This window comes from Streptomyces sp. NPDC005878, from assembly GCF_040629815.1.
In the GTDB taxonomy this organism is placed as follows: Bacteria; Actinomycetota; Actinomycetes; order Streptomycetales; family Streptomycetaceae; genus Streptomyces.
In genome coordinates, this window is sequence record NZ_JBEXWK010000034.1 from 25,688 (window position 1) to 39,229 (window position 13,542).

Below are 13,542 nucleotides of genomic sequence, written 5' to 3' on the forward strand. Positions count from 1 at the left end.
CCCGCCCGGGGGGGTGCGACCACCGGATTTCACTTTCCGGCAGGTCACAGGCTAAAGTTCTTCTTGTTCGCGGCGCGGGAACGCGCGAAACACAGCGAACAGCGGGGCTATAGCTCAGTTGGTAGAGCGCCTGCATGGCATGCAGGAGGTCAGGAGTTCAATTCTCCTTAGCTCCACAGGTAGGGAAATCCCGTCCGGTCGATCCGACCGGACGGGATTTCCGCATTTCCGGGCCGCCCCCGCCGCCCTCCCCGCTCACCCCTCACCCCTCTCGTACGCCCCCCACGGGCCCGCACAGGTGCCCGCGAGGGTGAGGCGGCCGCCCAGCCCCGTGCCCGCGCGGCCGCCTCACGCCCAGATCTTCTCCCGCATGTCCCGCAACGCCGCCGTGCGCGCGCCGCTCTCCTCGTCATTCGGTGTGTAGGTCACGATCCGGCACTCCGGCATCCCGTTGATGGACAGCGACACCGACGTCATCCGTATCTCGCCGACCGCCGGGTGCCGGAAGGTCTTCACCCTCGGGCCCGGCGGCACCACGTCGCCGTTCTTCCACAGCCGCGCGAAGTACGGGCTGGCCTCGGAGAGCCTCGTGATGAACGACTCCCAGGCGGGCTCCCCGGCATGGCGGCCGTACTCCGAGCGCAGGGTCGCCACCATCACCGGCAGCTCCTTCTCCCGGAACAGCACCGGGCAGTTGGGCTCCGGGACGGTGAACAGCGTCCACAGGACATTGCGTATGCCCAGCGACCGGATCTCCGGGATGTCGAACAGGTCCCGGTAGGCGGGGTTGGTCGCCAGGATGTCGTAGCGCCCGTTGTAGACCACCGCCGGATGAGGGTCCAGGGCGTCGATGATCCCCTGGATCTCGGGGCCCACCTCCACCACCAGGGCGTCCCGGTCCAGCTCACAGGGCACGTCCGCCAGGTGGTAGAGGTGCGCGCGCTCCGGCTCGTCCAGGCGCAGGGTGCGCGCCACCGCGTCGAGGACCTGCGGCGAGGCGTTGATCGGACGCCCCTGCTCCAGCCACGTGTACCAGGTCACCCCCACTCCGGAGAGCTGGGCGACCTCCTCGCGGCGCAGCCCCGGCGTGCGCCTGCGCAGGCCCGGAGGCATGCCGACATCGGCCGGTGTGACCCGCGCGCGTCTGCTGCGCAGGAAGGCGGCGAGTTCCGGTCTGCGGCGTCCGTTCGATGCGGCCACTGTCGTCACGTCCCCCATGGTCGATCTCTTCGCCCGCCGCTGCCAGGTGCTGTCAGTACCAGCATCAGCGGGCTCTCGTTACCCGTATCGGAGCACGGTCAGGCTGGCTGCCATGACCACCGCACTCCGTCCGGGCCCAAGTCCCCTACTCAGTAAAGACCGTGCCACTGACAACCGGCCTTCGCTGCTGCTCGCGATCGTGCTCGCGGCGCAGTTCATGGCGCTCCTCGACGTCTTCATCGTCAACGTCGCGGCCCCCACCATCCGCACCGAACTGCACGCGTCCGGCGCCGCGTTGCAGCTGGTCGTCGCCGGGTACACCGTCGCGTACGCGGTGCTGCTGATCACCGGCGCGCGGCTGGGCGACCTGCTCGGGCACCGCCGGCTCTACCTGACGGGCCTCGCCGTCTTCACGGCCGCCTCCCTCGCCTGCGGTCTGGCCGGGACGGCCGGCCAGCTGATCGCCTTCCGGCTGGTGCAGGGCGCCGGGTCGGCGCTGATGATCCCGCAGGTGCTCAGCCTCATCCAGCGCAACTTCACCGGAGAGGCACGCACGCGTGCCCTCGGGGTGTACTCAGCCGTCCTCGCCACCGGCGCCGCCGCCGGGCAGGTGGTCGGCGGAGTCCTGGTCAGCGCCGACCTCTTCGGCGCCAGCTGGCGGCCGGTGTTCCTGGTCAACGTGCCCCTCGGCCTCGCCCTGCTGGTCCTCGGCGTGCGCCTGCTGCCCCGGGAGGAGCACGAGCACCGCGGCGCGGCCCGCTGGGTACGCGACCTCGACCTGCCGGGCCTGGTCCTGCTCGGCGCCAGTGTCTGTCTGCTCACGGTGCCGCTCGTGCTCGGCCAGGAGGAGGACTGGCCGCTGTGGGCCTGGCTGTCGCTGGCCTCCAGCGTGCTGCTCTTCGCCGCCTTCTGGGCGTACGAGTCGCGCCTGGCCCGGCGCGGCGGCGTCCCGCTGATCGCGCCCAGGGTGTTGCGCCTGCCCGGCATGGGCCTCGCGGTCTTCCGGATCGCCGTGGTGATGGCCGTCAACGCCGGCTTCCTGTTCACCCTCACCCTGCACATCCAGGGCGGCCTCGGCTACAGCGCGCTGCGCGCGGGACTGACCTTCGCGCCGACCGCCGTGGTCTTCGGCACGGTCGGGCTGACCTGGCGGCGCTGGCCCGTACGCCGGCAACGGGCCCTGGTGCCGGCCGGCTTCGCGCTGACCGCTCTCTCCACGCTGGCCACCGGCGCCCTCCAGCGCGGCGGCGGCACGGGCGGGCTCGTCGTCTACGTGACGTACGCGGGCGTGGGCGCCGGTCTGGCGCTCGCCTTCAGCCCCACCTTCGCGGGCGCCCTCGCGGGAGTGCGCCCCGAGGACGCCTCGGACGCCAGCGGGCTGCTCGCCACGGTGAACCAGCTGGGCCAGCTGATCGGCGTCGCGGCCTTCGGGACGCTCTTCCTGAACCGGCTCACCACGGGGGCGCACACCTCCGGCGGCGCGCTGTGGGCATGCTCTCTCGCGCTGTCGGCGGCGGCACTGGTGGGAGCGCTGACGGGTCTCGTATCACGACGTCGCTGACCCTCTTGCGCGGCCATGGCAGAATCGTGACGGCCGGAGGGGGACGACGGACCGAACGGGAGGGAGACCGCGATGCCTGCGAGCCGCGACGCCGTCCCGGACCTGTCCGGCACGGCGCGGACAGCGACCCCGGCCGGCCGCCCCTCGCGCGCCTCCTCCCCGGTCGCGCGGCTGCTCGGCGACCGCGGAAGCCTCTCCTACGTGTGCACGGCCCGCGGCCACAGCTGGAGCTGAGATGGGTGCACACAGGCGGAAGTGCGACTGGTGCGGCAGCGGTACGCCGATCGTCCGGGACATGGAACCGGTCAACGCCGACTACCAGTACTGGTGCGAGGAGTGCGCGCGGGCGCTGATCATAAAAGGCGACCCCATCGAGACCTACCGGGAGCTGGAGGGGGAGCCGATCTACGGCCGCCTCCTGGAGGCGCACTGCACCCTCAAGAGGTTCTACTCCTTCGCCACGGCCTGACCCCGGCGGCTTCGCCGCCGAGGCCCGCCCCGAGGGCCACCGCCGCCACGCACACCGCCCCGGCCAGCGGATAGAGCGCCGAGAGCGCCATCTGCCATCCGTACTGCGCCAGTTCGGGGCGGCCCGCCCCGTGCGGCACCCACCACAGGGCGTACGAGCCGAAGACCAGCGCCACCAGGGCGCCGCCGGCGCGGCGGGTCCCGAGAGCCACGAGCCCCGGCACGCACCACACCCAGTGGTGCGACCAGGAGACCGGGCTCACCAGGAGCGCCGTGGCCGCGCAGCACAGCACCGCCTCCGCCCGCCGGTCGCGCAGCTCGGCCCGTACCGCCGCGGCCAGCCCCAGCCCCGCGGTGAGGGCCGCGGCGGCGGCCCACCAGGCGCCCGGCTCCGCGGTGTGCAGCAGCCGGGCCAGCACCCCGCGCAGCGACTGGTTGGCGGTGTCCTCGGCGTGGCCGACCCGGCTCGCCCGGAACACCGTGGACGTCCAGAAGCGGCGCGAGTCGGCGGGCAGCACCAGAGCGGTGGCCAGCGTCGCCCCGGCGAACACCGCCAGCGCCGTCGCCGCCTGCCGCAGCCACGGGTTCCAGCTCACTCCACGCGCGCGTACGAGACCGGTGAGCAGCAGGAACAGGGCGAACAGGGCCGGAGTGAGCTTCACCGCCGCCGCCAGGCCGATGCCCGTGCCCGCCCCCCGGTGGCCGGAGCGCCGGGTCAGGTCCCACAGGACGGCGACCGCGAGCAGCAGATTGATCTGGCCGTAGCGCAGGGTCGTCCACACCGGCTCGCACCACACCGCCAGCGCCGCCACCCACAGTGCCGCGCCGGGCCGCTCCCGTCCCACCAGCCGCAGCGACAGATGGGCGAGCGCGACCAGGAGGGCGAGGTTCGCCGCGGTGGCGAGCGTACGCATCTCCGGCACGCCCAGCAGCGTCAGAGGCGTGAACAGCAGCGCGGCGAACGGCGGGTAGGTGGTGGGCAGCCCCGCGCGCGTGGCGCGCATCGCGTACAGGTCCGCCCCGGCCCGTACGGCTCCGCCCTCCGCCCGGTAGACCATCAGATCGATCATGGAGACCCCGGCGGCCCGCTGGGCGGCCCAGAAGGCGCCGAAGGAGAGCAGACAGGCCGCCGCGGCGAGCGCCACGGGGCGGCGGACGGGGGTGAGACGGGCGGCGGTGTGCGCGAGCACGTTCACGGTCACGAAAGGGGACGTTACCGGCCCTGTCCGTACAGAACGGCAATCGATTTGGTGGAGTGCCGGGGGGACCGTGTAATGTTCTCGATGTCGCCGGGGGAAACCGGGCGGCGAACACAGCAAGGGGCTATAGCTCAGTTGGTAGAGCGCCTGCATGGCATGCAGGAGGTCAGGAGTTCAATTCTCCTTAGCTCCACAGTGAAGAAGGCGGCCACCCGATCCGGGTGGCCGCCTTCTCGCCGTTACGGCTCAGCCGGTCAACCGCGGCCGCTGCCCAGGGCCTTGCGGGCCGGGGCCGCCAGCGCGGGCAGCTCGGCGGGCGCCCCCTCGATCCGCAGCGCCAGCGCGGGGCACCGGCGCACCGCTCGCTGCGCGCGCCCCCGCAGATGCATCGGGACGGTCGCGTCGGCCACCGCCGGGTAGCCGTCGGCGCCCAGCCGGATCAGCTCCGGGATGAGGTCCGCGCACAGCCCGTGCCCCTCGCACAGCGTCCAGTCGACCAGCACCTTCTCGCCGCTGGGGATGCCCTCCTCCTGGTAGCCGTCGCCCGGCAGCGGCAGCAGGCCCAGCGTCGGACGGCCGCAGCCGCTGCCCAGGACGTGCGCCGCCAGGTCGTCGGTGAAGGCGTTGACGGTGGACGCCAGGAAGCGGGCCGAGCCGTCCGGGTGCTTGCAGGCACCGCGCCCCTTGACGGCGCCCGTCACCTCGCGCAGCGCCTCCAGGGCGGCCGGGCCGCCGCCGTTGAGCACGTCCGCCAGACCGCCCGCGGCGGCCGGCAGACCGAGCCGGCACGGGCCGCACTGGCCCGACGTCTCGGCCGCGAGCCAGTTGGCGATCCGCAGCGCCTCGCCCAGCGGGCAGGTCTCCGGGCCGATCGGCAGGATCGCGCCCGCGCCCAGCGCGCCGCCCAGCGCCGCCAGCGAGTCCCGCGAGATGACCGCGTCGTGCGCGGCGGCCGCGTCCAGCCAGCTGCCGTGGTAGCCGCCGGTCAGCACGCCCTGCGGCACCGGCGGCGCCCCGGCCAGCTGGAGCACGTACCGCAGCGGCACGCCCGTCGGCACCTCCACCACCATCGGCCGGGCCACCGCCCCGGAGAGCGTCAGCAGGACCGTGCCGGGCTCGGTGGGCAGCCCCGAGTGGCGGTAGCGGCGCGGGCCGACCCGGGCGGCCACGGCGAGCTGCGCGTACGTCTCCGCGTTGGACAGCAGCGTCGGCGCGCCGCCGATCCCGGTGTCCGAGGCGCGTACCTTGCGCCCCGGCGGCAGCGCGGGGCCGCCGCCCGCCGCCCGGATCACGGACGAGGCCTCGCCGGAGACCATCCGCTCCGGAGTGCGCAGCACGCGCGCGCGGAGCGCGGACCCGCGCCGGTCGGCCAGCCCCCGCTCCGCGAAGGCCGCGCGCATCGAGGCCTCCGTGGAATCCCGGGTCACGGCGACGACCAGGGTGCGGGCTCCGAGGGCCTCAGCGGCCAGCAGAGCGCCGTCCAGGACCAGATGGGGGGCGCGGTTCACCAGGACCGTGTCCTTGCGGCAGGCGGGCTCTCCTTCGCTCGCGTTGACCACCACGACCGGACGCACGCCCCGCCGGATCGCGGACTTGGCGACCGCGCGCAGCTTGCGGGCGAACGGGAACCCGGCGCCGCCGCGTCCGTTGAGCGAGATCTCCTCGGCGAGCTGGGCCAGCTGCTCGCCGGGAACCGGCTCCAGCGGGCCGTGCACCTTCAGGTGCATCTCCAGGCCGAGCCGCTCGACGAGGTCGAACCCCGCGGTCAGTTGCGGGAGTCCGACGACCCGTACCTCGGGGACGTCGGGCAGTGGCGCGTTCACGGGCGGTCTCCTGCGGGGCTGTGCCAGGGCTCACCGGCGACGGGCTGGTGGAACGGGCTGGACTGGGGGGAGGGTTCGGGCTGCGGCGCGGCCGGTCCGGGGAACGGTCCCGGAGCGTCGAAGGCGGCGCCGTTGTCTTCGTAGGGGACGGTCGGCAGGGGCGCGGTCTCGTCGAAGCCGCCGGGATCCGCCCCGCCGTAGGGCGCGGCGCCGTAGGCGGTGGCGTCGTAGGCCGGGGAGCCGTAGTCCGCCGTGCCGCGGGCGGGATCGGTGTAGGCCGTCCCCGAGAGGCCGCTGCCCGCCGGGCCGCCGTCGGTCAGGCCACCGCCGAGGTCCGTGAAGCCGTTCTCCTGGAGCGGCATGTTCTCCGGCGGACGCGGGGTGGGCGTCGGCCAGCTCGGGGCGTACGGGGGCGGCGCGGGGGCCAGGGAGACCGCCCGGTAGGCGGCCGAGATGCCGGGCGCGGGGGCCGCGGCGGGCACGGCACGCCGCCGGCCGGTCCCGCGCAGTTCCTGGCTCTCGTACGGATCGGCCGTGAGCGGGTCGGCCGGGTCGCGCTCGGCGGTGAAGCGGTCGGTCGCGAACGCGTCCGCCGGGTACGGATGCGGCGCGGGCGCCTCGTAGCGGGGGGAGGCGGGATCGGCCGGGTGCGGCTGGGGGGTGGAGGCGTCCGGGGCGATCGCCTGGGCCGCCTCCACGCGCGCGAGGAGCGGCGCCAGCCACCGCACGAGACGGCGGCGCGCCGGGCGCGGCAGCGAGCGGACGACGAGGGCGCCGGCCACACCGGCCAGCGACAGGCTGTAGAGCGTGACGACCCAGCCGGCCGCCTGGCGGCCCGCGTACAGGCCGTGGACCAGCGCGAAGCACCAGGCCGGGTAGGCCAGCATGTGCACCGAGCGCCAGTGGCCCGCCACCCGGTCGGGGTGGGCGAAGGCGCTGCGCAGGGCGCCGGTGGCGGCCGTGACGACCATGAGGACCGCGGCGAGGGAGCCGAGGCCGATCAGTCCGTCGGAGCCGGTCACCCCGAGCCCGAAGGGGATCAGGGCGCCGAGCAGTCCCACATGACCGACCGCGATCTTGACGGTGACGTGGACCAGCAGGAAGCCGATGGAGGACACCGCGGTCGCGCGGTGCACGGCCTGGGCGACGAGCCGGTGGCGCGTCGTCATGAGCAGCCGGTCGGTGGCGAGCAGGCCCCAGACGACCGAGGAGGTCAGGCAGACCAGCGACAGGACGCCGGTGGTGAAGTCCAGCGCGGCACGGAAACCGCCACCGGTCGTGGCGGCGAGCACGGGTATGAGCACCGCCGAGGCGATGAGCATCGCGCCGGACGTTCCTCCTTTCACCCGTCCTTTCAGGGACGGGATTTTCCGTGTCGGGGTGGAGCGGGGACTGTGAGGGTTCATGGGGCGACTCCGAAACGTTCAGCAAAGTGGTCCCGTGGCCGCATGCTAGGTCGCCTCATACCAAGCAGTACGGCGTTTGAGTGGTTGCCCCAGAAGAGGTCGGTACGCGGAGTAACCTCTTCCGGCCGCGCTCGTTGGGGCGCCCCGGGAACGCTCAGTGCGGGCCGTGCGGGGCCTGCGGTACCCTGACGCCATGCGTGCCGTACGCCTTCTGCTTAGCGAGCCGCGCTGATCAGTCCCGACCGATGAGAAGAGCCGGTCGGAATCGGCGCGGCGTCCCCTCCTGTGCGAGGGGCTTTTTCGTTTGGTGAATGTCGCAGCCGCTGGCAGAGACGATCGATGGAGCTTTAAGGATCATGAGCGAGACGAATTCCGCTGCCGCAGAGCCGGTGGCGCCGCACCGCTACACGGCCGCCATGGCCGCCGACATCGAGGCACGCTGGCAGGACTTCTGGGACGCGCACGGCACCTACGCGGCGCCGAACCCCAGCGGTGACCTGGCCGGGGACCCGGCGGTCGTCGCCCGGCCCAAGAAGTTCATCATGGACATGTTCCCGTACCCGTCGGGTGCGGGACTGCACGTCGGCCACCCGCTGGGCTACATCGCCACCGACGTCTTCGCCCGTCACCAGCGCATGACCGGCCACAACGTGCTGCACACCCTGGGCTTCGACGCCTTCGGCCTGCCCGCCGAGCAGTACGCGGTGCAGACCGGCACGCACCCGCGCGTGTCCACCGAGGCCAACATGGAGAACATGAAGGCGCAGCTGCGCCGCCTGGGCCTGGGCCACGACCGGCGCCGCTCCTTCGCGACGATCGACCCGGAGTACTACAAGTGGACGCAGTGGATCTTCGTCCAGATCTTCAACTCCTGGTACGACACCGAGGCGAAGAAGGCCCGCCCGATCTCCGAACTGGTCGCCCAGTTCGAGAGCGGTGAGCGGCAGGCTCCCGGTACGCGCGCGTGGAGCGAGCTGAGCCCCGCCGAGCGCTCCGACGTCCTGGGCGGCTACCGCCTGGCCTACGCCTCGGACGCGCCCGTCAACTGGTGCCCGGGCCTGGGCACCGTCCTGGCCAACGAGGAGGTCACCGCCGACGGCCGCTCCGAGCGCGGCAACTTCCCCGTCTTCAAGGCCAAGCTGCGCCAGTGGAACATGCGCATCACCGCCTACGCGGACCGCCTGCTGGACGACCTGGACGCGCTGGACTGGCCCGAGGCCATCAAGCTGCAGCAGCGCAACTGGATCGGCCGCTCCGAGGGCGCGCGCGTGGACTTCGCCGTCGACACCGTCACGGGCGGCGCCGACGCCATCACCGTCTTCACCACCCGCCAGGACACCCTGTTCGGCGCCACCTACATGGTGCTGGCGCCCGAGCACGAGCTGGTCGACGCGATCGTCCCGGCCGCCTGGCCCGAGGGCACCCACGAGGTGTGGACCGGCGGCCACGCCACCCCGGCCGAGGCCGTCGCCAAGTACCGCGCGTTCGCCGCGTCCAAGTCCGACGTGGAGCGCCAGGCGGACGCCAAGGAGAAGACCGGCGTCTTCACCGGCGCGTACGCGGTCAACCCGGTCAGCGGCGACAAGGTCCCCGTCTTCGTCGCGGACTACGTCCTGATGGGCTACGGCACCGGCGCGATCATGGCCGTTCCGGCGCACGACACCCGCGACTTCGCCTTCGCGCGCGCCTTCGAACTGCCGATGCGCTGCGTCGTCGAGCCGTCCGACGACCGCGGCACCGACGCCGACACCTGGGACGAGGCCTTCGCCTCGTACGACGCCAAGCTGGTCAACTCCGCCAACGCGGAGATCTCCCTGGACGGCCTGGGCGTCACCGAGGCCAAGGCGAAGATCACCGACTGGCTGTCCGAGCGCGGCATCGGCGAGGGCACCGTCAACTTCCGGCTGCGCGACTGGCTGTTCAGCCGCCAGCGCTACTGGGGCGAGCCCTTCCCGATCGTCTACGACGAGGACGGCGTCGCCCACTCGCTGCCCGAGTCGATGCTGCCGCTGGAACTGCCCGAGGTCGAGGACTACTCGCCGCGCACGTTCGACCCGGACGACGCGGACACCTCGCCGGAGACCCCGCTGTCGCGCAACGAGGACTGGGTGAACGTCACCCTGGACCTGGGCGACGGCCGCGGCCCGCGCCCGTACCGCCGCGAGACCAACACCATGCCCAACTGGGCCGGTTCCTGCTGGTACGAGCTGCGCTACCTGGACCCGCACAACAGCGAGAAGCTGGTCGACCCGCGGATCGAGCAGTACTGGATGGGCCCCCGCGAAGGTCAGCCGCACGGCGGCGTCGACCTGTACGTGGGCGGCGCCGAGCACGCCGTGCTGCACCTGCTGTACGCGCGCTTCTGGTCCAAGGTCCTGTTCGACCTGGGGCACGTCTCGTCCGCCGAGCCGTTCCACAAGCTGTACAACCAGGGCATGATCCAGGCGTACGTCTACCGGGACGCCCGCGGCTTCCCGGTGCCCGCAGCCGAGGTCGAGGAGCGCGACGGGAAGTTCTTCTTCGAGGGCGAGCCCGTCAAGCGCGAGCTGGGCAAGATGGGCAAGTCCCTGAAGAACGCGGTCACTCCGGACGAGATCTGCGCCGAGTACGGCGCGGACACCCTGCGCCTGTACGAGATGGCGATGGGCCCGCTGGACGTGTCGCGCCCGTGGGACACGCGCGCGGTGGTCGGCCAGTACCGTCTGCTGCAGCGGCTGTGGCGCAACATCGTCGACGAGGCGACCGGCGAGGTCACCGTCACCGACGCCGAGCCGGACGAGGCGACCCTGCGCGCCCTGCACAAGGCGATCGACGGCGCCGGCGGCGACCTGGCGGAGATGCGCTTCAACACCGCCATCGCCAAGATCACCGAGCTGAACAACCACCTGACCAAGGCGGGCGGCCCGCTGCCGCGCACGGTCGCGGAGCCGCTGGTGCTGCTGGTGGCGCCGCTGGCCCCGCACATCGCCGAGGAGCTGTGGCGCAGGCTGGGCCACCAGGACTCGGTCGTGCACCAGGACTTCCCGGTCGCGGACCCCGCGTACGTCGTCGACGAGACCGTGACCTGCGTCGTGCAGGTCAAGGGCAAGGTCAAGGCGCGCCTGGAGATCCCGCCGAGCATCTCCGACGAGGAGCTGGAAAAGCTGGCCCTGGCCGACGAGGCGGTCGTCGCGGCGCTGGGCGGCGCCGGGATCCGCAAGGTCATCGTGCGGGCGCCGAAGCTGGTGAACATCGTCCCCGCGTGACCGGCTGACGAGCTGAGCGGGCCGACCGGCCGAGCGGCACTGGGGGTTTCCCCTACGGGCAGGTTGGGGGTTGCCGGGGAACCCCCGACCCGCCCGGGCCGTTTACGGTGGGAGGGAGCCGGCGGAGCGCGCCGGTGAAGGCAGGCCGACCGCCGATGAGGGGACGTTCATGGAAGCCGCGATCGCGATCATGGCTCTGCTGTTCGTGGCCTTCGTCGTGCTGGGCGTGTACCTGACGGTGAAGGCGGTCGGTGCCGCCAAGCGCGGCGTGGAGCGCACGGTCACCCAGGCCCGCAAGACCGTCGAGGACACCACCCTCCGCGCCAAGAGCCTCGGCCAGGTCGGGGTCGGCGGCGAGCTCGCGCAGCTACGGCTCTCCCTGCGCACCTCCATGCGGGCCACCCAGGAAGCGCTCCACGCGGGCGTGGAGCAGGACGCGTCCCTGAAGGAGTCGCTGACCCTCTTCGAGCGCCTGAGCGGCCATGGGCACGAGCTGGACGAGGAGCTCAAGCGCCTGGAGCGCGAACCCGACAAGCAGCGCACAGGCAAGCGGATGCCCGAGCTGCGCGAGCGCACCGAGCGGATCACGCACGCGGCGGACTCGCTGCGCTGGGCGGCCCGTGACCGCGCCCGGCAGTTCGCCGAGGACGACCTGGCGGCGCTGAGCGCGGAGATCGAGGTCGAGTCCGGAGCCCTGCGGGACTGGGCCACGAAGGGGCCGACCACAGGAGTCTCCGGCACAGCCCCCGAACCGGCCTCCCCCGCGTCGCCCCCGCCCGCGGAATCCACGGCTCCGGGGCCGCAGGCGATCGGCGCGGTGAAGCCCACGCCCGTGTATCCGTGGCAGAAGACGGCCAAGCCGGAGACGACCAACTGACGGGTCCGGGTACGGGTACGGGCAGGGACCGGGGAACTGGTACCGGCGCGGGGAACAGTACGGGTATGGGTACGAGTACGGTCCGGGGCGCGCGGGGTGGAGCGTGCGAGCGGGATGCGGGCGCCCTGCACGGCCCGCGCCCGGCGCGTGCGCAGGTCCGAACGGGTCAAGGCGGGTCCGAACCGATCATTGAACCGGGGCCGGGCTGCCGTGTGGCGGCCCCGGCGGGTAACCTCCCGCTCATGTCCCGCCATGTCGCGATCGTCACCGATTCAACGGCCTACCTGCCGCCGCAGACGATGGACCGGCACGGCATCACCGCGGTGCCGCTGACCGTCGTCCTCGGCAACCAGGCGCTGGAGGAGGGCACCGAGATCTCGGCCCGCTCCCTCGCCCTGGCCCTGCAGAAGCGCCGTTCCGTGACCACTTCGCGGCCCAGCCCCGATGTGTTCGCCGCCGCCTACCGGGCCGCGGCCGAGTCCGGGGCCACCGGGATCGTCTCACTGCACCTGTCGGCCGAGTTCTCCGGGACCTACGACGCGGCCGTACTGGCGGCGAAGAGCGCTGCCGTGCCGGTACGGGTGGTGGACACCGGGATGGTCGCGATGGCCCTGGGCTTCTGCGCGCTCGCCGCCGCCGAAGTGGCCGAGGCGGCAGGCACCCTCGACGAGGCGGTCGCCGCGGCCGAGAAGCGCGCGGCGGGCACCTCCGCCTTCTTCTACGTGGACACCCTGGACTATCTGCGCCGGGGCGGCCGGATCGGCGCGGCGCAGGCGCTGCTCGGCTCGGCGCTCGCCGTCAAGCCGCTGCTCCAGCTGGACGGCGGACGCATCGAGATGCTGGAGAAGGTGCGCACGGCCTCGCGGGCCATCGCCCGGCTGGAGGAGATCGTCGTCGACCGGGCCGGGACGAGCCGGGTGGACATCGCCGTGCACCACCTCGCCGCGCCCGAGCGAGCGGCGGTGCTCGCGGACCGGCTGAGGGAACGGGTGCCAGGACTCGCGGACCTGCATGTCAGCGAGGTCGGCGCGGTGATCGGCGCGCACACGGGACCGGGACTGCTGGGGGCTGTGGTCTCGCCGCGCTGAGGGCACGGGGCGGCGGGGACTGCGGGGTGCATAGCCTGTCCACCTACCTACCCCGGCGGGTCTGACGACCTTTTTACCCGCGGGTTCGACGGTCCGTCCGCTTGTGACGAAGACCGGCGGGTGCCGGTGTGGACGTCAGTGGCGCCTGGTGTGAGTCACCCGTGAGGGTGGCGGAGTTATCCACAATCGCTGGGTTTTCCACGGGAATTGAGCATGATCAGCGGGTTCGGCCGGAGCTGCCTACCGTCGTTGGCATGGCTATCCGATCACCACGCATCGCAACGAGCGGGCCGGGCCGCGCTTCGGGTTCGGACGGCCGTGTCCGCCATGGTCACGGCCGTCGCCCACGCGGCGCCCAGATCCGTGCCTCTGCCGGAACGGCCGCGCGGCGGCGGGCGGAGGCACTGCTCCCTGCGGCCCCGCCGACAGATCCGCCCGCGCCGGTCGCGGCCGTCGCCGCACCACCCGGACGCGCTCTCTCACCTCCGACCTCCTACCCGCCCCCTGAACTCGAACCTGGACCTGGACCTGGACCTGTTCCGACTCCGTCAACTGCGGCTGCCCGCCCGGCATTCACCCGTGTACGAGAACGGGCCTGGGCGGCTCTGCGGGAGCGGCTGCCCGTGTGGGTGCAGGCGCGGTGCGGGCTCACGCCGAGAAGTCTGGCCGCGCTGA

The 13,542-nt window shown here is 72.9% G+C and carries 10 protein-coding genes and 2 tRNA genes; 8 read left to right on the top strand and 4 right to left on the bottom strand.

Going from position 1 to position 13,542, the window contains the following annotated elements; all coding sequences use genetic code 11:
- The first annotated feature begins 103 nt into the window (after window positions 1-103).
- A tRNA-Ala gene (locus ABZ404_RS33575) sits at window positions 104-176 on the top strand.
- 172 nt (window positions 177-348) lie between these two features.
- Here the strand turns inward: ABZ404_RS33575 and ABZ404_RS33580 are convergent.
- Window positions 349-1,218, bottom strand: a complete 870-nt coding sequence (locus ABZ404_RS33580) for a helix-turn-helix transcriptional regulator (RefSeq protein ID WP_358837456.1) — start codon at window positions 1,216-1,218, stop codon at window positions 349-351.
- Between the two features lie 181 nt (window positions 1,219-1,399).
- Between ABZ404_RS33580 and ABZ404_RS33585 the strand changes: the two genes are divergently transcribed.
- From ABZ404_RS33585 to ABZ404_RS33595, 3 genes are all read left to right on the top strand, one after another.
- Window positions 1,400-2,761, top strand: a complete 1,362-nt coding sequence (locus ABZ404_RS33585; RefSeq protein WP_358837457.1) for an MFS transporter — start codon at window positions 1,400-1,402, stop codon at window positions 2,759-2,761.
- A 72-nt stretch (window positions 2,762-2,833) separates the two neighbouring features.
- The gene (locus ABZ404_RS33590; RefSeq protein WP_358837455.1) at window positions 2,834-2,995 is read left to right on the top strand and encodes a hypothetical protein; all 162 of its coding nucleotides are present in this window, start codon (window positions 2,834-2,836) and stop codon (window positions 2,993-2,995) included.
- A gap of 1 nt (window position 2,996) precedes the next feature.
- Window positions 2,997-3,230: a hypothetical protein gene (locus tag ABZ404_RS33595; RefSeq protein WP_067158879.1), complete on the top strand. Its 234-nt coding sequence runs from the start codon at window positions 2,997-2,999 to the stop codon at window positions 3,228-3,230.
- Here the strand turns inward: ABZ404_RS33595 and ABZ404_RS33600 are convergent.
- Complete coding sequence (locus ABZ404_RS33600; protein WP_358837454.1) at window positions 3,199-4,431, bottom strand: glycosyltransferase 87 family protein; 1,233 nt, start codon at window positions 4,429-4,431, stop codon at window positions 3,199-3,201. The two genes, ABZ404_RS33595 and ABZ404_RS33600, sit on opposite strands and share 32 nt — an antisense overlap.
- Window positions 4,432-4,548: 117 nt before the next feature.
- Here ABZ404_RS33600 and ABZ404_RS33605 point away from each other — a divergent pair.
- Window positions 4,549-4,621 (top strand) — tRNA-Ala (locus ABZ404_RS33605).
- A 61-nt stretch (window positions 4,622-4,682) separates the two neighbouring features.
- Here the strand turns inward: ABZ404_RS33605 and ABZ404_RS33610 are convergent.
- On the bottom strand, window positions 4,683-6,251 hold the full coding sequence (locus tag ABZ404_RS33610) for a ferredoxin (RefSeq protein ID WP_358832430.1): 1,569 nt from the start codon (window positions 6,249-6,251) through the stop codon (window positions 4,683-4,685).
- Window positions 6,248-7,597, bottom strand: a complete 1,350-nt coding sequence (locus ABZ404_RS33615; protein ID WP_358832429.1) for a hypothetical protein — start codon at window positions 7,595-7,597, stop codon at window positions 6,248-6,250. The genes ABZ404_RS33610 and ABZ404_RS33615 overlap by 4 nt, the downstream gene beginning before the upstream one ends.
- 416 nt (window positions 7,598-8,013) lie before the next feature.
- Here ABZ404_RS33615 and leuS point away from each other — a divergent pair, with 416 nt between their 5' ends.
- The 3 genes from leuS to ABZ404_RS33630 all read left to right on the top strand — a co-directional run bounded on the left by leuS (window position 8,014) and on the right by ABZ404_RS33630 (window position 12,867).
- Window positions 8,014-10,902: a leucine--tRNA ligase gene (gene leuS / locus ABZ404_RS33620; RefSeq protein ID WP_358832428.1), complete on the top strand. Its 2,889-nt coding sequence runs from the start codon at window positions 8,014-8,016 to the stop codon at window positions 10,900-10,902.
- Window positions 10,903-11,071: 169 nt separating this feature from the next.
- Window positions 11,072-11,779 carry a hypothetical protein gene (locus tag ABZ404_RS33625; protein WP_358832427.1) on the top strand — a complete coding sequence of 236 codons (708 nt, stop codon included), beginning with the start codon at window positions 11,072-11,074 and terminating at the stop codon, window positions 11,777-11,779.
- Window positions 11,780-12,021: 242 nt separating this feature from the next.
- Window positions 12,022-12,867 carry a DegV family protein gene (locus tag ABZ404_RS33630; protein ID WP_358832426.1) on the top strand — a complete coding sequence of 282 codons (846 nt, stop codon included), beginning with the start codon at window positions 12,022-12,024 and terminating at the stop codon, window positions 12,865-12,867.
- Window positions 12,868-13,542: the final 675 nt, after the last annotated feature.

What these genes read in the sequence shown, in the direction of transcription:
- ABZ404_RS33625 (WP_358832427.1), top strand. Translation starts at nt 11,072, where the DNA reads ATGGAAGCCGCGATCGCGATCATGGCTCTGCTGTTCGTGGCCTTCGTC.
- ABZ404_RS33630 (WP_358832426.1), top strand. Translation starts at nt 12,022, where the DNA reads ATGTCCCGCCATGTCGCGATCGTCACCGATTCAACGGCCTACCTGCCG.
- leuS (WP_358832428.1), top strand. Translation starts at nt 8,014, where the DNA reads ATGAGCGAGACGAATTCCGCTGCCGCAGAGCCGGTGGCGCCGCACCGC.
- ABZ404_RS33590 (WP_358837455.1), top strand. Translation starts at nt 2,834, where the DNA reads ATGCCTGCGAGCCGCGACGCCGTCCCGGACCTGTCCGGCACGGCGCGG.
- ABZ404_RS33580 (WP_358837456.1), bottom strand. Translation starts at nt 1,218, where the DNA reads ATGGGGGACGTGACGACAGTGGCCGCATCGAACGGACGCCGCAGACCG.
- ABZ404_RS33595 (WP_067158879.1), top strand. Translation starts at nt 2,997, where the DNA reads ATGGGTGCACACAGGCGGAAGTGCGACTGGTGCGGCAGCGGTACGCCG.